Genomic DNA, 17749 nt, shown 5'->3' with positions numbered 1-17749 from the left:
CAATTTTTCACCAATTCGCTATACTACTTAGTTGTAGTATAGCGACCAATTATGGAAACATTGTGGAAAAGCTTATGGTTAGAAAATCTCATCTCTTGGTTCTCACTCTCTCGTTTTCTTCTGCTCTTTTTGCTGAACAAAAATTAACTTTTGAAGACTCAATTGCTCTTGCGGTTAAGAGCAACCTGGAAGTACAAGCATCTTATGAGGCCCTAAAAGCTTCACAAGCTGATAAAAAAAGCACACGTTCTGCTTTTTTCCCGAAAGTTTCAGCGAGTCTTTCTTACGAGAAGGCCAATAGTGAAACCAAATCAGGTGCCTCGAGCACAACAGATGCATATAGCGGCTCATTGAATTTGACTCAAAATCTTTTTAATGGATTTCAGGATTCTGCCAGCTTAAAAATTGCCGACAGTAAGATCCAAATAGAAGAGGCCAATCTTCAGGAAACAAAATCACAAATTAGCTTCGATTTAAAAAATGCGGTGGCCAATTACTTTTATGCTAAAGATTCATTGAGTCTTTCACGCGATATTAAAAAGCGCCGAGAAGACAACTTAAGGATGGTTGAGCTGCGTTTTGAAAACGGAAGAGAAAATAAAGGATCGGTACTTTTATCCAAGGCCTACCTTGAACAAGCAAAGCTCGATCTCTTTAAAGCTGAAAATGCCATGGCGACCAGCTTAATCTACTTAAGAAGAGTTTTAAATCTTCCAGAAAATGAGCCCGTTGAGATCACGACAACTCCTGCGGTGGATGATCCGGCCCTTCCAAATTACGATGCACTGATTGAATCCACTCCCACTGCTAAAAAATTCAAGGCCACTCTAGCTTCGGCAAGTGCCACTCTTGATTCCAGTAAATCAGGTTTTTATCCTGACTTAAACGTCAGTGCTTCAGTTGGAAAAACTGGCGATAGCTTTTTTCCAGATGACAATAGAAGATGGGCCGCGGGTGCAACCCTATCATGGTCACTTTTTGATGGTGGAAAAGATTTTTATTCTACTTACAGCGCAAGCTATCAGGTAAAGGCCGCTGAAAAAAGACTTGAAAACCAGAACATGGAATTAAGAAGAGTGCTCTCCCAAAGTTATACTTCTTTTAAAGAAGCCAATCAAACAGTAAAAGTCAGCTCCGCTTTTTTAGAAGCAGCAAAAGTCAGAGCAGATATTTCCCGCAGCAAATACAACAATGGTCTTTCGAATTTTGATGACTGGGATTTAATTGAAAACGATCTCATCACAAAACAAAAAGACTACACACTACAAATTAGAAACCGCCTGCAAGCATCGGCAGCTTGGGAACAAGCTCAAGGCACTGGAGTGATTCCGTGAAAAAATCTCTTATTATTGGCGCAGTCATTATCGTTTTAGGCGGAATTAGTTTTTACTCATATAAGAAAAACCAAAAGCCAGCAATTACTTACAGCGAATACTCCGTTGAAAAAGGTGACATCGCTGTCACAATTTTAGCGACCGGTACTGTTCAACCTAAAAACCGCCTGGAAATTAAAGCTCCTGTGGCCGGAAGAATTGATGAAGTTCTCATCAAAGAAGGATCAAAGGTCAGAAAGGGACAAATCATCGCCTGGATGAGTTCGACAGAAAGAGCGGCCATGCTCGATGCTGCCCGTTCAAAAGGTGAAGAAGAATTTAAAAAGTGGTCGGAGCTCTACCTCCCTACTCCGGTTCTTGCACCCATTGCCGGAACAATCATTTTAAAAAGTGTTGAACCGGGACAGACTTTCACTAATACTGATGCAATCTTTACGATGTCTGATCACCTGACGGTAAAGGCCAATGTTGATGAGACTGACATTGCTCAAATCAAACTCAATAGCAGTGCTATGATTGTTCTGGACGCTTATCCAAAGTCTCCGATTAAAGCGCGCGTTGACCAACTGGCCTTCGATGCCACAACAACAAACAACGTAACAACTTACACTATTGATGTCCGTCCAGAAGAAACACCGGATTTCATGCGCAGTGGGATGACAGCTAACGTGACGTTCTCTGTAAAAGAAAAAACGGGCACTCTCTTAATTCCAAGTGAGGCCATGAAAGTTGTAGACGGAAAAACATTAGTTATGAAAAAAAATGAAAAAGCTCCGCCGACAGAGACTGTCATCTCTACAGGACTGACAGATGGAAAAAGAACTGAAGTCCTGGAAGGTCTCGTTGAAAATGACGTGATCCTGATTCAGGACTACTCTATTGGCGACGGCGCTCAAAATTCAAGCAATCCATTTAGTCCTAAATTCCCAAAAGGCGGCAAACGCAGTAGTGGCGGACCAAGATAGTATGATTGAAATAAAAAATATTACCAAATCCTTTCAAATGGGCGATACCAAAGTTGATGTTCTAAAAGGCATTAGCTTAAAAATTGAACGCGGCGATTTCGTAGCGATCATGGGCCCGTCTGGTTCTGGTAAATCGACACTGATGAATATCCTGGGGCTTCTGGATATTCCTTCAAGTGGCTCTTATCTTCTAGGAGATAAAGAAGTCGCAACGTTGAGTGAAGATGAACTTGCGGTTATCAGACGCGGAGAGATCGGTTTTATTTTCCAGCAATTTAATCTCTTGCCAAGGCTTGAGGCCTGGCAAAACGTGGCCCTTCCTCTTATTTATTCCGAAGGAAAATTTGATTTTAATAAATCCCAAAAACTTTTAGGAAAGGTAGGTCTTGCCGATCGCCTTCACCATAAAACCAATGAAGTCTCAGGTGGGCAGCAACAAAGAATTGCTATCGCCCGCTCCCTGATAAACGAGCCCAGAATTATTTTTGCCGATGAGCCAACAGGAAACCTGGACTCAAAAAGTGAAAAAGAGATTCTTGCGATTTTAAAAGATCTCAACAATCAAGGTATCACTGTCATTATCGTTACTCACGAAGATGAAATCGGACACGAGGCCAACAGGCTTATCCGCATGCGCGATGGTGTGATTCAGTCTGATGAGCGCTTTAAACCGTATCAACCTCCAAAAGATCAATTGCCTGCTAAAACTTATGGCAATCAATTCTCTTGGAAGGAAATCCTGGAACACTTTCACCAGGGTTATAGAACTCTTACCGCCAACAAGGTCCGCTCTATTCTTTCCATGCTTGGTATTTTAATCGGGGTTGCTGCGGTTGTGGCGATGCTCGCCTTGGGATCTGGAGCGCAGAAATCGATTGAAGACCAACTTTCTTCTATGGGCTCAAACCTCCTGGTTCTTCGCGCAGGAAACATTCGTGTCGGTGGAGTTATGCAGGAGTCTGGAACCAGAATCCGCATTACCATGGATGATGCTTTCGCTTTAAAAAATGAAATCCCGGCCATTGCCGATGTTTCTCCCAACGTTTCAGGACGCGGACAAGTCACTTATTTAAATAAGAACTGGAACACATCTGTTGCCGGAGTGACTCCAAGCTATGCGCGCATGAGAACTTCAACTCCAGACTACGGAAGATTCTTCTCCGATGATGAAGGACAGCAAAGAGCACTCGTGGCCGTTATCGGTCGCACAGTGGCCCGCGAACTCTTCGGTGATAAAAACCCCATCGGGTCGATGATTAAAATTAATCGCATTAACTTTTCTGTTATCGGTCTTCTTCCTGAAAAAGGAGCTTCTGGCCCTCAGGACCAGGACGATAGAATCTTAATCCCGGTGCAAACGGGAATGTACCGTTTGTTTGGGAAAAACTATGTCGACTCTATCGATATCCAGGTTCGAAACAAAAACGATATTGATGATGTTGAAGAAAGTGTGAAGGCCGCGATGATTAAACGCTACCGCGTCCCTCTTTCATCTTCTGATGATGCTTTTCAAATTTTCAACATGGCCGAGCTACAAAATGCCATCAGCCAAAGCAGCAAAACAATCTCTACACTTCTAGCAACAATTGCTGCCATTTCTTTGGTCGTTGGTGGTATCGGGATCATGAACATCATGCTCGTCTCAGTCACAGAAAGAACAAAAGAAATCGGTTTAAGAAAAGCCGTCGGGGCCATGCGCTCAGATATCCTTATGCAGTTTTTAACTGAGTCTGTCCTGGTGAGTTTCCTCGGCGGATTTATGGGAATTGTTTTAGGATGGGCCATCACCTTCACATTCTCAGTGATCATCGGCTGGAATGCTTCAGTCTCATGGGACTCAATTCTGCTTGCGTTTGGCTTCTCTGTGATTATCGGGATTGTTTTTGGGATTTATCCGGCCCATAAAGCTTCTAAACTGCATCCTATTGAAGCTTTGAGATACGAATAATTAAATTTCTTCTCGAAGTTTCATAAGAAGAAGCCCAAGTTTATTTTTTCCTGTGCGATCGCCACAGTCACCCCAGTAACAATCATTTTTTGTATGTTCATACATGAATGTTGTCCCTGTCGACTTTAAAAGAGTTCTTAAGCTTTCGTACTGGTAAAATTTTGCTCTCACCGCTACTTCCATAGCGATATCTTTATAGGTATCCCAGTCTTCTCTTTTTGGAATTTTTGGATCGCGGCCCATAAGAGCTGCTTCCATCGGCGTTTTTGCTCGTCTAACTTTTTCCATTAATTCAGGATCAGTGTATTTGTGGGCCTGGTAATAGTGCTCGCTTGTTGGCCAGTCCACACCATCAACAACAATGGGAAATAAAGCGAAGTTTGAGAACTCTCCGTAAGCATCTTTCACTGAATAGAAATCCAGAATCTCTTCAGTGTATGGCGTGGCCGGAGTTGGTGGATAATTGTCGTAATGAGGGGCCCCTGCAAAAACAGATGAGCAACTAATAAATAAAGCGCTTAAAATAATTAAAAATTTCATGGCAAAATTATTCCAACAAACTTCCTCATGGGCAAGCGCTAAAAAATCTCCAACACTTTGTGTCTACACACGATTTCAATCTTTTGGTTGTGCTCATTCCTTGTTACACTAAAAAAGTTAAAAATAAGGAAGAAAATATGCAGTTATTTATCATTACCGGAACGACCCGAGGCCTGGGTTTTTCACTGGCCGAAGAGGCCCTAAAAGCGGGACACTTTGTGATTTCTCTTTCCCGTGAAAGTGCTTTTAAAATGCCCAGCTTTATCAACATCAAACACGATCTCACAAAAATAAAAGGCCTCGATAAAAAATTTCTCACAGCTCTAAAAAAAATCGACATGAAAAAAGTGAAGGCGATTCACTTAATCAACAACGCTGCGATTATAGGCCCGATTGAAAGTGCAGAGCATTTTTCTTTGGAACAAATTGATACTCATATGCAAGTTAATGTCGTAGCCCCGATGTATTTAACGTCGCTAGTGCTTAAGACTTTTAAAAAGAAAAAATGTTTTCAGACTTTTACAAATATCAGCTCCGGGGCCGCCGTGAGAACAATTCCGGCCTGGTCCCTTTATTGTTCGGGAAAGGCAGGCCTTCGCATGTTTACTGACTGCCTGGCCGATGATTACAAAAAAACAAACAATTTGCGTTTTTTAGACTTTAGCCCGGGGGTTATGGACACCAATATGCAGGCAACTATAAGAAAACAGAAGTCTAAAACCTTCAGCAGACTGGATGATTTTAAGCAATTAAAAGAAAAGAATTTGCTCCTTTCTGCCGATAAGGTAGCGATGGCGCTTCTGGAAGTCCTTAAAGACCCAAAGGCCATTGATAAAACCCATTATGACATCAAAGATTTACTATAAGGTTTTTTATGAAAAAATACTTAATTCTTATGCTAGTTCTTGCCGCTTGTTCACCAAAACAACATGTAAAAACAAAACGCGAGATTTCTTCAGACAATAAGCGCGGACTTTATTTTGAAGACGTCACCGATGAATCAGGCATCCCAAGTGATCTGGCCTCTTCTTCTATCATTGCCGGAGACTATGACAATGATGGCCGCGTGGACATCATAGCTAAAGACCATCTTTTCAGAAATATTTCCGGCAAGGACATTGTCTTTGAGGACGTCACGGTCAAGGCCGGTCTGGATAAGCTATCAGGATATCCGGTTTTCATTGATATCAACAACGACGGCCAGCTCGACATCATCACTACAAAGGGAATGGTTTTCATTCAGAAAAATAAAATCTTCATGAATATGAGTCAGCAGTATGGGCTGAGACTTCCTGAAAAAGCTTTTACTCTTTCTTTTGCCGACGTTAACGGTGACGGCTTTGCCGATCTTCTTGTCGGCCAGTCGGAAAACCACGAAAATAACACCTTTTCTTTTCTTCCTGCTAAATTCTACTTGAATATCGCCGGCAGAACATTCAAAGAAGACCCTTCTCGCTTTAACCTGGATAAATACCCGGCCTACGTGCGCGGGATGCAATGGGCGGATTTCGACAACGACTCAGTCAATGAGGTCTACTTTTCTAACTACCGCTTAAAACAAAACTTTCTCTTTAAAAAGGCCGGCAACACTTATGTCGAAACGGCTCCCAAATACAAAGTCCAAGGTGATTTTGATTCAAAAACTTTTTATGATGCCCACTTGAAGAAATCTTTTGGCCCTCAATATGGGCACACGATTGGATCGGTCTGGGCCGATTTCAACAATGATGGAAACTTCGATTTATGGGCAGCAAACCTGGTTCATAAATTTGTAGGAACGACCAACAGCGGAGGATACGATTACCGCGGCTACATTTGCGATGATTCCAAAATCTATAAGAACTCAGGAGCTCCTGACTATAAGTTTACTGATGTGAGAAAACAATCTGGCATTCCAATGAAGCCAATTGGTGATTACAGTGCTTATAAAGGTGATGAGCTGTGGTCGCAAATCACGGCCGCTGACTTTGACAATGATGGACTCATTGATACCTATGTGTCTCAAGTTTATAAGTTAAACTACTCTTACTCTCTACTCTTTAAAAACTTAGGTAACTTCAAGTTTAAAGATGTCGGAGATAAAGAGCCTATTCGTGTTTATGACAGCTATGGTGGGATCTGGGCAGACTTCAACAACGATGGCCGCATGGATTTAATTATTTCGGGAAGAGAGACTCCTGAGAGCGATCAAAAACTTCAAGTCTTCCAGAATATCTATACCAACCCTAACAATCACTATGTCAAAATCAGACTGATTGGAATCGCTTCTGGAAAAAACCCGGTAGGAACTCAAGTAAGAATCACGACAGATAAAGGTGTGTTTCTTAGACAATTTGAAGGAGTCACAGGAACATTGAGCCAGCAAAATGACCCGACTCTGCATTTTGGTCTAGGGAATTCTAAGGTTATCAAATCAGTTCAAGTCAGATGGAACTCTAAAAAAGTCCTGAATGTCACCGGAGTGACGATGGATAAGACTTGGGTCGTGACGGAACAGAAATAAAAAAAATTTTATTTTAAATAACTAGAACAATTTTAAGAGATAAGCATGAGCATCACTAAAGAAAGAATGATCGAACTTGCCCAGGGGCAACTGGACGCCTACAACCAACGCGATATTGAGAAATTTGTCACTTTTTACCACCCAAAAGTCCAGGTTTTCAGGCTCGCTCAAAACGAAAAAACCTGTGACAACATCGAGACTTTTAAGGAGATGTATAAAAAGAGATTCGAAGAAAATCCAGCGCTTCACTGCGAATTAAGAAGCCGCGTGGTCTTAAATGATTCTGTCCTCGATGAAGAATGGGTAACTGGTGGAGGACCTACTCCTTCGCACGTTGTGGCCATCTATGGCTTCACCGATAATCTCATCAGCCATGTGTGGTTTGCCCGCTAAGAGAAGATAGAGACCGTTTTAGTCGGGCATCATCTTGTCAGACTGGCCCATCCTGCCCGCTACATCTGCCTTTAAGAATCCGTTAGAATTTTGTTTAGATATGATTAGTATCAAACGGAGTTCTGATGAAAAAAATGCTAAGACCTAAAACCTCTCTTCTTCTGGCGACGCTGATTTTTCTTTCCGCGTGTGCAAATGCTCCGCTAAGAAAAACAGCTTCAACACTCGATGCACCTCCCCTCGTGCAGGTTCTTCCTAAATTGACCAGTGATGATGGAGAACTCCTAAGTGAAATTAAAAAAGCACTTAAAAACCGCACCAAAGGAAAGTCTGATGAGGAGCTAACAGCGGCCGCAACTAAGCTGCGTGACTATCTTCTTTTCTTAGGATTAACGACTAGAGATTTAAAGAAGGCCGAAGCTGAAGTGTTAGAAGGAGAAGAGACACCTTCAACGAACAAAAAAATCGCCGACAAAGACAAAGCAAAAGATAAACTTTTTGATTTACCACAAACACAACAACAGCAAGCTTCTGATGACAACGACACTGGTGGGGAAGAAGAAGATAAAACTCCTTCCAACCTAAGAGCGGTACTAAGACTCTTCATCGCTTCGACTCAGTTTCTTGATTGCTCAAGCATGATTGATTGGGAATGTTTGGAAAAAACTCCTACTTTTAAACCGACGGCCGATTTCCGTATCGAGAAATCAGACCTGAGCTCCCCTGTTCACGCCGGTGAGTCTCTGGATATGGATGTTTACTTCACTGAAGCCTGGGACAAAAGCCCACGCGCTGGAGTGGCCGATCGTTTCGCTGAAAAAATCAAGGCCGATGCTGATAAGAGTTTATCGCTGGCGATGTATGGAATCGATGACATCGAAGGAAGTATGAGTGGTGTGTACCAATCAATCCTTGAGCGCGCGAAATCTGAAACAAAGGTTCGTGCCGTTGTCGATGTTATGGGTGTCGAAAGAAGCCAAGTCCCGTGGGTCTTTAGTTATGTCAATCGCCCGGAATACGCCGACAAATACATCTTTGGCCAATCAAAAAACCCAGAAACTCCAGAGTCTATGCGTGTGACTTTCCAATACGACGGCACTCCTCACTTCCTGCGCGAAATGAATGCGGGAATCACCAGCGAAGAAGAGGCCCGCGCCCGTGTGGAGTGGTCATTTCCAAAAATCATGCACAACAAGTTTGCTGTTTTAGAAAATAACGAAGGTAATAAATCAGTTTGGACAGGAACCGCTAACATTTCTAAAAACTGCATGGGTCTTGAGGCCAATGCCAATATGTCTGTTTACATTAGAAATAACTCAATCGCTGAAGCTTTCTTAGATCAATTCAACTTGATGTTTGAATTCGACAAAGGCCTGGCGGTGAAAAGTAAACTTGTGACTAATCCAGGTGAAAATGAGCCTTCAGTCGCTGGAAGATTCCATCGTTCAAAATACCCGGTGAGTAAACGCCTCTTCACTTTTAATGACGGAACAAAAGTACGCGTTCACTTTGCTCCAACAGACGACGCTGAACACAGAGTGATTCTGCCCATGCTTCTTTCAGCTAAAGAAGGAGATGAAATCAGAATCTCAATGTTTGGTGGAACTGGTTATGAAATCGTAAGAGCTATGCAATACGCTGCCGCCAAAGGGGCCAACGTTCGCATCGCTTTTGACAGACGCTTAGGTCACGGTCTTACCTCATGGATTAGAGATGCGATCTTAAACGTAAATATGCCCAACCCCTATATTGGAAAAGTGGGAAGTGATGTGACGCCGGGGAAAATCAGCTACCGTGTGAGCACATGGACAGGAAAAAACCATTATAAAGCAGGAACGCTCACAAGAAAGCGCGCCGATGGAAGTATGCACGCAGAACAGATTATCGTAGGATCACAAAACTGGAGCTCCGGTGGAAATGACTACAATGATGAAAACCTGATCTCTATCCAGAATCTGGAAACAGACGTGAAGGCCGCTGAGATGTTCAATCACGAATTCGACACTCGCCTTTGGGTCAAATCAAAAGACGAAAAACCTCTTCCACCAAAACGACTTTAATCTTTTGAAATGTCCATGTAATATATTTACATGGACATTTTTAAAAAATCATTTCAGCCCCCGCAAACATTAACCACTAAGCGCTTCTGCCTCTTTCCGACCAATCAGTTTTTTAGCGCCTCTGACTTTGAAGCTGTCATGGCCAACAAGGAACTCCTGCGCAACTGGAGTCAGTCGAGCTGGCCGGAAGATGATTTCACTTTAAAACAAAACCACGAAGATTTAGGCCAGCACGTTCAGGACAATATCGATCACACGGCCTACGGGTATATGCTCTACTCTCCAGATAAAGAAATTTGTTATGGAAGTGTGTATGTGAACCCCCTTACAAAAACTCCCGAGTACTACCACACCACAGAGACCGAGCGCTCAGTACTCTCAACTCATCATGCCCGCATTGATTGCTGGATTGTTGAAGATTCATCGGATCTTGAAAAAACGATTCTGATTGAATTAAAAAAATGGTTTAAAGAAACCTGGAAGATCAATCCCCTTTTTAGCGCTAGAGTTCAACTGGAAAAAAGAATTAAGCTTTACGAAGAATTGGGAATGAAAAAGCAGTTGGATTTAAAAAGTCAGACCAGTGAGATGACGCTCTTACTTTTTTAAGAAATAAAAAAGCTCATCCAGTTTTGCCTTGTCCATTTCATGCAGCTTGCGATCATTATTAAATGAAATGATCTCTCCATCTTTAGGATTTTTAAGCGCACGGGCAATGTCTTCACTTCTTAAAATATGCAGAACTGGAACCGGTGAACGATTAACATAATTGCCGACGTGATCAAAGTCTGTTTCTTCAAAAACAAACTCGGGATGAAAAGCGACTAATTGAAACACATCAGAGAGTTCTGCTTCTTCCAACATGTATTCCAAGTCACCAACAAAATCATTAAAGACTCTAAAGTCGCTTGAAGCATTTGGATAAGCAATTAATGTGGTAGAAACCTCTGAGCTTTCAGTCTGGTGTAAGTACTCCAGCTCTTCCAAGAAAAACCCCACCTGCCCTTCTTCCGTCGAGTCCTGGCATTCCACCACTCTAATTTGTCCGCGTTCATAGGGAATGCGGGCAAAAGGGCATAAATCGAGTCCAATGACGATGGTGCGAAGCCAATAGTTTGTTAGGGTTAGGGTGTTTTCCATGGAAATAATACTATCATGGCCCTGAGGGGTCGACAAAGTGCATATTCCTATGGCAAAGTGCCCAAAAAGCAGAAGGAAAAGACTATGACAGAAGCAATCGTACCTCCACAACCAGCAAAATCTCACCGTGTAACACTAAGTTTAGCTTACCGTGAATCGCGCATGGATAACGTTCTTCTTCAGGCCCTTCGCGACCAAGATGAGAACATGTCTTTAAAGAACATTTCTCGCGGAGCGCTTAAAGAGCTTTTTAACAATGGCAAAATTCAAATCAAAGGTCAGCGTGCAAGAACATCTTCTTCTTTAGCAAAAGGTGTAACTTACGTTGATATTTTAGGCTTCTAAAATACTCACCTAAAGCAGACAAAATTCCCTAACTCCATTATTATTGCGCACATCTTTAGACGTGATTCCGACACGTTGATTCTGGCATTTCACTTGCTCTCCTGTCATATGAAACAAGCATTCACGATGTTTGCTCTTTTGTTATTTTTATTAAACGTCTGAATGTGATTAATTTTAAAATGAAGGAGTTTTCATGGAAAAGAAAACCAAGAAGATCCGTTACGGAGTTGTAGGTCTCGGAAATATAGCTCAATCGGCCGTGCTTCCAGCTTTTAAAAATGCTTCCAGCAACTCAGTGCTCACCACTCTTATTTCTGAGGACAAGCAAAAATTAAAAGTCCTCGCTAAAAAATACAAAGTCAAAAACACTTATCTTTTTGAAGACCTTGAAGAATGCTTTATGAAAAGGGAGATCGATGCCATTTACATCGCCACTCCTAACGATCACCACCGCCAGATTGTCGAACTTGCGGCCCAATATAAGATCAATGTGCTATGTGAGAAACCTATGGCCGTCACACTCAATGACTGCCTCTATATGGATCAGGTGGCAAAAAAACATAACATCAAAATGATGGTTGCTTATCGACTGCACTTTGAAGCCGCCAACCTAGAAGCAATCAAGATGTGCAGACAAGGAACTCTTGGCGACCTGAAGTTTTTTAATTCCTCTTTTAGTTATCAGGTAAAGGATAAAAAAAATATCCGCCTCAATCCAACTTCTGTTGGGGGTGGCGCTCTATATGATATCGGGATTTATTGTATCAATGCTTCCCGCTACCTGTTTCAGGCAGAACCCATAGAAGTCGTGGGCCTTTCGGTTACAAGCGACGACCCACGATTTATCAACACCGAAGAGACGACTTCGGTCATTCTTCGTTTTCCCAATGATAAACTGGCCGCTTTCACCGTGAGTTTTGGCGCTTATGATTCTTCTGATTATGAAATCATCGGAGAAAAAGGCCGCATCCGTTTGGAAAATGCATATGACTACGCCACGCCGATGGAACTTAGAACTTTTTTACAAACCCGCAGTGGTGAAATGAAAAAGCAGACAAAAAAATACAAAAAACGCGACCAGTTCTCGGCCGAGCTTCTTTATTTTTCTGACTGTATTATAAAAAACAAAACACCAGAGCCAGGTCCCGTCGAAGGAACGGCCGATGTCAAAATCATCCAGGCGATTTTAGAGTCCATTCACCGCAATCAACCAGTCTCTCTGGACCCGGTTCACAAACAAATGTATCCAACCCAGAAACAAAAAATTATTCGACCTGGTGTCAGAAAAAGAAAACTCTTTCACGCCACGGGCCCGAGCAAAGATTAACACGACCGAGGAGATAAGATGTATAGGATCAACAAAACCAGCACGGCCTTTAAAATTTTCGCCGTCCTTTTGGCAGTGATCATTCTTTTTTTTAGTCACCGGGCCTTTGCTATTGAATACCGAGTTGACCAGGAACATTCACGTGTGGGCTTCACGATAAAACATATGATGCTAACAAATATCCATGGTCAGTTTAACAATTTTGAAGGCTCTTTTGATTTTGATCCCACTCAAAATCTTATGACGAATGCCAACTTTATCGTGCGTACAGCGAGTCTTTATACGGCCGTTGATAAAAGAGATGATCACTTAAAAAGTGCAGACTTCTTTGATGTCACCAAATACCCAACAATGACTTTAGAAAATATCGTCATTACACGTGTGGGAAAAACGACAGACCCATACAAGTATAAATTGACGGGAGACCTTACTCTTCACGGGAAGACAAAACGCGAAGTCTTTGACCTGGTCTACACCGGAACAAAAAAGGCCAAAAACGGAGAAACCAGAGCAGGATTTGCCATGACCGGGAAAATTAACCGCATGGATTATGGAATGAACTGGGGCCCAAAGGTTGAAGGCGATGTCATGATCAATAAAGATGTTTTTATTGAGATTGACGTCTCGGCCATCGAATCAGACACCCGAGTTCCCGGTGGAAACCAAAAACTTTATGAGGCGAAATAACCTCACTTCATGTTATGATGGCGTCTATGCAAATAGACGTCATCATCCCTACTTTTAACCGTGCTCCGGTTTTAATGAGGGCCATTCAAAGTGTGCTCAATCAAACCTATAAGGATTTTACACTTCATATTGTCGATGATGGCTCAACAGATGAGACAGCTAGTGTGCTGGTTCAAGTCCAGTCTCGCCCAAATGTCGTTATTCATCGCCAGGAAAACCGCGGAGTCAGCGCAGCCCGAAACTTCGGTGTAAAAAACAGCACTTCGCCTTATATTTCTTTTCTGGACTCCGACGATGAGTGGATACCGGAAAAACTTCAATTGCAGGCCAACTTTTTAAAAAACTCTCCAGACCTCTCTTTTCTTCACAGCGAAGAAATATGGGTGAGAAACGGTGTGAGAGTCAACCCTAAGCTCAAACACCAAAAGAGCAGCGAAAACCTCTTTGCGCGCTCATTAGACTTCTGCCTCATCTCTCCTTCCACTGTGATTTTAAGCCGTGAACTTTTTTTAAAGCATAATGGTTTTGATGAAAGCTTTACCGTGTGTGAAGATTACGATCTTTGGTTAAAGATTTTAGCAGGCCAGGAGATAGGTTTTATTGAACAACCTCTGACTATTAAGTATGGAGGGCATGACGATCAGCTTTCAACTAAGTTTGTGGCCATGGACTACTGGAGAATCAAATCCCTTTGCCGCCTGATTAAAGAGGCTTCACTTTCTTTAGAGCAGAAAGAACAAGTTAAAAATGTGTTGGAGAAAAAAGCGGCGATCCTATTAAAAGGCTATCTGAAACATCAAAATCAAAGCGCGCATGATGAAATCAGCGCGCTTTTAAAAGACACTATTTCTTATTTTTAAATTCACCAGTGTACTTAACTTTGCCGATGCCATCAGTGTTAATCATCCACTTGGCCATCTGACGGTATTTAACAACCATATCATCAAGGCGGCGTTGGTCTACCGGACAAGTTGTTCCCATCTTCTCTAAACGCGCTTTAAATTTATCTGCCGTTTTTTGAGTTGGAAACTTTGAGCAGTTAATGGCCTCATCCATCGAATCATCAATATAATTTCTAAAATCGATTTCTTTTACCTGGGCCCATTGATCGTTTTGGCAAGCAATGTACGGCCCGATGTTATGGTCAACGCCCAGGACATCATCACGAAGCTGAAGCATATGATTCCACATCCTCATCCCGTTAAAGTTGGCCCCCAGGTCTCCATAACTAAATACACCATTGCCGATCTTGTTTCCCCCCAAGAAAAACTTCTCGCCAATGATTCCTTTTTTAACTGCTTTGATTTCACCTTTTTCGTCCAGGTAATTTTTTGTGAAATAATTAAAACCCTGTCCAAACATGTGCTCTAATTTATCTGTCCCAATAGTCTGGTCACCGATTCTCATTACGCCAGACATCGTGATGCCTTTTTTAGCAAAGATGGTGAATCCCATTCCAATTCCATCCCATACTGTCCAGTCCTGATAAACTGAATCATCAAGTCCGATGATACGTTTTTCAACGTTCGGGTCTTTGAGAATATCAATGATCAACTCGCCAGAGAGATGGTTGGCGAAATGACCGCGAAGCGCTTTATAGAGAACTTCTTCTTTACAGCCCTGCCCTTTTGCATTGGCTTCCTGAATTGATTTAATAATAGACGCATTGGCCTTAGCATTGACGATTTCAGCACTGTCTTTAAGTGGTTCATCCCTTCTGCTGTATTGGTCAACTTCTGCACTAAAAACCGATTGTGAAAGTACTGCCAGCCCTATAATGAAGACTTTAGAAAGTCCCATAACACTACCCCTTATATCGCACACCCAAGATTATGAGCGGCAATATAAGGGAAAAGTGTCATTTTAGCACTAGGTTATGAGTTTTTTACAGGGTGTTTGCTTCTGTAGCGAATATTAAGAGATTCAACCAGTAAAGAGAAGGCCATCGCAAAATAGATGTAACCTTTCGAAACATGTTGTCCCATTGATTCGGCCACTAACATAACCCCAATAAGAATCAGGAAAGACAGGGCAAGGATCTTCACTGTCGGGTGCTTTTCTACGAAAGCACTGATCTTACCAGCAGAAAGAAGCATAACCACCATCGAGATCACCATGGCCACAACCATGACTCCGACCTGGCTTACCATTCCTACGGCAGTGATAACAGAATCTAAAGAGAAGACAATATCCAGCACCAGAATCTGGGCCAGCATAGCGCCTGCCCCCACCTTCTTTTTCGACTTAGCATCTTCAGGAAGAGCGTGCTCAGGGTCTCCTTCAACTTTGTGGTGAATTTCAAAAGTAGACTTGGCAATTAAGAAGAGACCCCCGCCTAATAAAATGAGGTCGCGTCCCGAAAAGTTTTGTCCAAAAACCGCAAAAAGCGGCTCTTTTAAAGTCATGATCCAGCTGATTGAGAATAATAATAAAATACGGATAACAAGCGCAAGGCCAATACCAAGGTTTCTGATCTTGGGTTGCTGCTCAACTGGAAGACGTCCTACAAGGATAGCGATAAAAATGATGTTATCGATTCCCAGAACGATTTCCATGGCCGTTAAAGTGACAAGAGCGATTAACACTTCATTGGTCAGTTCGAACATTGATTTCTCCTAAAAAAATTATTGAGCCAATACACATCTAGTTTCTAAAAGATAATCTCTCGTCCATAGAGTCCATGAAAGAGTGTCTTCTGTTGTTCTTAAATATCCTTCAGCATAAGATCTCGATGGTCCTTCAAGGTTGAAGATTTCCAGTTCAAACTTTCCTGCACCTTTATTGTTGATATAGAAAGAAAAATCATCGGCAATGACGTAAGCTGTTTTTGTTTTTGGCTCTACCTTAAATTGCACTTCTGCCACTGTGTCCATATTTACGCTGACAGTACAATAAAGTTCTTCTGCAAAAACCACATTCGATGTTAACGCCATAGCAAGCGCGATAACGAATTTTTTCATAACGAATCCCTCCATGAAATACTAAAGTGTTTTAGCCTTTTATTCTATGCGCCGGCATTACCTTTGCAAAGTTGTTTGTTGTGACTTTAACCTTAACAGGAACAAATGCATGACATCACTTTCTAACTTACCAAAAACTCTGCTTTTAGCGACGGTTCTTACCGCGGCGGCAGCATGTAGCTCAAAACCCGTTGTCCAAGATTTCCCCGCAACGGCCAACCCAACTGAGGAAATAACGAACCTGGAAAATGAAGTTAAGACTGCTGAGTCAAATCAGGTCAACGTTCTTTCACCTCGCAACTTTAAGGAGGCCCATGAGGCCCTAGAAGATGCAAAAAAAATGAATATGAAAGGAAAAGATGCCGAGGACACACTTCATCAAGTGGCCCTCGGGAAAGCTTACCTTAATAACGCCAATGCCGTGGCAGAAGTGGCACGCAATAACATTGAAGATGTCATCGCGGCCCGAGAAGCTGCTGTCGTTGCAGGTGCCCCAAGCTACTTTGGAAAAGATTTTAAAAATGCTGACGAAGATTTCACCGATCTTACTAAGGATATCGAAAAAAATAAATTAAGTGGTATCCCAAAAGAGCGCTCTGAATTGCAAAAACATTATTTAGATTTAGAGCTAAAAGCGATTAAAGAAAAACACCTTAAAGGAAGCCGTGAAGGAATTAAAACAGCTAAAAAAGAAAAAGCTCAAAAGTACGCTCCTAGAACGCTGGCCATTGCTGAAAAAAGCTATGCCGATACTGAAGCCTACATTACAGCAAACCGCCATAACACATCAGGAATCGAGGCCCGTGCTAAAGAAACCAGCATTGCTGTTGAGCACGCTGTAAACATTAACCGTATTTCTCAAAATCAAAAAAATCTTCCACCAGAAGAGTTGGCCCTTATGATTGAACAAGAGAAAATGCGAGTTGCAGCAAAAGAAAGCCAACTTGAAACGGTTAATGATGAACTACAAACAACTCAAAGTGCTCTTGATAGACAAAAAGATGCCACAGCTGCTGCTGCCGCTTCTCTTGGGATGACAAAAGAAGCTTATGAAGCACAAAAAAGACTGAATGAAAAATATGAAACTGCCAGGAAGGAATTTGATCCTAGTGAGGCCGAAGTTTATAAACAAGGTGACGCTCTTTTAATCCGCCTAAAAGGAATGGAGTTCCCTAGTTCAAAAGCAACGATCACTGAAAGAAACAAACCATTACTGAACAAAGTTCAAAAAGTTATGGAAGAGTTCGGTTCAAGTGCAGTCACGATTGAAGGACATACTGACTCTGTTGGTGGAAAAAAAGTAAACGATCGCCTTTCTCAAAACCGCGCTCAAGCTGTTAAGGATTACCTGCAGTCTAGCGGTGGAGGAATTGAGAGTTCTGCTAAAATTGAAGCTGTGGGTTATGGATACCAAAAACCACTAGCAACAAATAAGACTGCAGATGGTAGAGCACAAAACCGCCGTGTCGATATCGTCATCAAACCTCAAAGCACTGAGCTTTAAGAATAATAACCACGAAAGCCCCGTACCCACGGGGCTTTTTGGC

At 42.2% G+C, this 17749-nt stretch carries 18 protein-coding genes; 13 read left to right on the top strand and 5 right to left on the bottom strand.

Going from position 1 to position 17749, the window contains the following annotated elements:
• The first annotated feature begins 74 nt into the window (after positions 1-74).
• From C0V70_RS06645 to C0V70_RS06635, 3 genes are read left to right on the top strand one after another with little or no spacing between them, the layout of a single operon-like run.
• Positions 75-1334 carry a TolC family protein gene (locus tag C0V70_RS06645; RefSeq protein WP_133566754.1) on the top strand — a complete coding sequence of 420 codons (1260 nt, stop codon included), beginning with the start codon at positions 75-77 and terminating at the stop codon, positions 1332-1334.
• Positions 1331-2299, top strand: a complete 969-nt coding sequence (locus C0V70_RS06640) for an efflux RND transporter periplasmic adaptor subunit (protein WP_208107811.1) — start codon at positions 1331-1333, stop codon at positions 2297-2299. The genes C0V70_RS06645 and C0V70_RS06640 overlap by 4 nt, the downstream gene beginning before the upstream one ends.
• A 1-nt stretch (position 2300) precedes the next feature.
• Positions 2301-4247, top strand: a complete 1947-nt coding sequence (locus C0V70_RS06635) for an ABC transporter permease (RefSeq protein ID WP_102243085.1) — start codon at positions 2301-2303, stop codon at positions 4245-4247.
• Here the strand turns inward: C0V70_RS06635 and C0V70_RS06630 are convergent, their stop codons facing one another.
• A complete protein-coding gene (locus C0V70_RS06630) occupies positions 4248-4787 on the bottom strand; it encodes a riboflavin biosynthesis intermediates N-glycosidase (RefSeq protein WP_102243084.1) in 540 nt (179 codons plus the stop codon). It abuts the gene before it with no gap.
• Between the two features lie 137 nt (positions 4788-4924).
• Between C0V70_RS06630 and C0V70_RS06625 the strand changes: the two genes are divergently transcribed.
• From C0V70_RS06625 to C0V70_RS06605, 5 genes are all read left to right on the top strand, one after another.
• Positions 4925-5653, top strand: coding sequence for an SDR family NAD(P)-dependent oxidoreductase (locus tag C0V70_RS06625; protein ID WP_102243083.1), 729 nt, complete (start codon positions 4925-4927; stop codon positions 5651-5653).
• A gap of 8 nt (positions 5654-5661) precedes the next feature.
• Positions 5662-7290, top strand: a complete 1629-nt coding sequence (locus C0V70_RS06620; RefSeq protein ID WP_102243082.1) for a CRTAC1 family protein — start codon at positions 5662-5664, stop codon at positions 7288-7290.
• A gap of 45 nt (positions 7291-7335) precedes the next feature.
• Positions 7336-7683, top strand: coding sequence for a nuclear transport factor 2 family protein (locus C0V70_RS06615; protein WP_208107810.1), 348 nt, complete (start codon positions 7336-7338; stop codon positions 7681-7683).
• 125 nt (positions 7684-7808) lie between these two features.
• The gene (locus tag C0V70_RS06610) at positions 7809-9743 is read left to right on the top strand and encodes a phospholipase D-like domain-containing protein (RefSeq protein WP_102243081.1); all 1935 of its coding nucleotides are present in this window, start codon (positions 7809-7811) and stop codon (positions 9741-9743) included.
• A 30-nt stretch (positions 9744-9773) separates the two neighbouring features.
• Positions 9774-10352: a hypothetical protein gene (locus C0V70_RS06605; protein ID WP_102243080.1), complete on the top strand. Its 579-nt coding sequence runs from the start codon at positions 9774-9776 to the stop codon at positions 10350-10352.
• On the opposite strand, the gene C0V70_RS06600 is transcribed toward C0V70_RS06605, so the two are convergent.
• Positions 10341-10883 (bottom strand): DUF1415 domain-containing protein, encoded by a 543-nt coding sequence (locus C0V70_RS06600; RefSeq protein ID WP_102243079.1) that lies wholly within the window; start codon positions 10881-10883, stop codon positions 10341-10343. The genes C0V70_RS06605 and C0V70_RS06600 overlap by 12 nt on opposite strands.
• An 84-nt stretch (positions 10884-10967) precedes the next feature.
• Between C0V70_RS06600 and C0V70_RS06595 the strand changes: the two genes are divergently transcribed.
• From C0V70_RS06595 to C0V70_RS06580, 4 genes are all read left to right on the top strand, one after another.
• Positions 10968-11228: a hypothetical protein gene (locus C0V70_RS06595; protein ID WP_102243078.1), complete on the top strand. Its 261-nt coding sequence runs from the start codon at positions 10968-10970 to the stop codon at positions 11226-11228.
• 193 nt (positions 11229-11421) lie between these two features.
• Positions 11422-12555 (top strand): Gfo/Idh/MocA family protein, encoded by a 1134-nt coding sequence (locus C0V70_RS06590; RefSeq protein ID WP_102243077.1) that lies wholly within the window; start codon positions 11422-11424, stop codon positions 12553-12555.
• A gap of 18 nt (positions 12556-12573) precedes the next feature.
• Positions 12574-13242, top strand: coding sequence for a YceI family protein (locus tag C0V70_RS06585; RefSeq protein WP_102243076.1), 669 nt, complete (start codon positions 12574-12576; stop codon positions 13240-13242).
• Positions 13243-13268: 26 nt separating this feature from the next.
• Positions 13269-14102, top strand: coding sequence for a glycosyltransferase family 2 protein (locus tag C0V70_RS06580; protein ID WP_158649599.1), 834 nt, complete (start codon positions 13269-13271; stop codon positions 14100-14102).
• Here C0V70_RS06580 and C0V70_RS06575 read toward each other — a convergent pair.
• The 3 genes from C0V70_RS06575 to C0V70_RS06565 form a co-directional block, all read right to left on the bottom strand.
• Positions 14086-15042, bottom strand: a complete 957-nt coding sequence (locus tag C0V70_RS06575) for a hypothetical protein (protein ID WP_102243074.1) — start codon at positions 15040-15042, stop codon at positions 14086-14088. The two genes, C0V70_RS06580 and C0V70_RS06575, sit on opposite strands and share 17 nt — an antisense overlap.
• A gap of 74 nt (positions 15043-15116) precedes the next feature.
• On the bottom strand, positions 15117-15848 hold the full coding sequence (locus C0V70_RS06570; protein ID WP_102243073.1) for a TerC family protein: 732 nt from the start codon (positions 15846-15848) through the stop codon (positions 15117-15119).
• A gap of 18 nt (positions 15849-15866) precedes the next feature.
• The gene (locus tag C0V70_RS06565) at positions 15867-16202 is read right to left on the bottom strand and encodes a hypothetical protein (protein ID WP_102243072.1); all 336 of its coding nucleotides are present in this window, start codon (positions 16200-16202) and stop codon (positions 15867-15869) included.
• Positions 16203-16311: 109 nt separating this feature from the next.
• On the opposite strand from C0V70_RS06565, the gene C0V70_RS19195 reads away from it, so the two are divergent.
• Positions 16312-17706, top strand: a complete 1395-nt coding sequence (locus C0V70_RS19195; protein WP_158649598.1) for an OmpA family protein — start codon at positions 16312-16314, stop codon at positions 17704-17706.
• Positions 17707-17749: the final 43 nt, after the last annotated feature.

The organism is Bacteriovorax stolpii (genome assembly GCF_002872415.1).
Taxonomy (GTDB): Bacteria; Bdellovibrionota; Bacteriovoracia; order Bacteriovoracales; family Bacteriovoracaceae; genus Bacteriovorax; species Bacteriovorax stolpii.
Note: the sequence above shows the minus strand (reverse complement) of the source record. Positions and strands in the feature narration are given on the sequence as shown.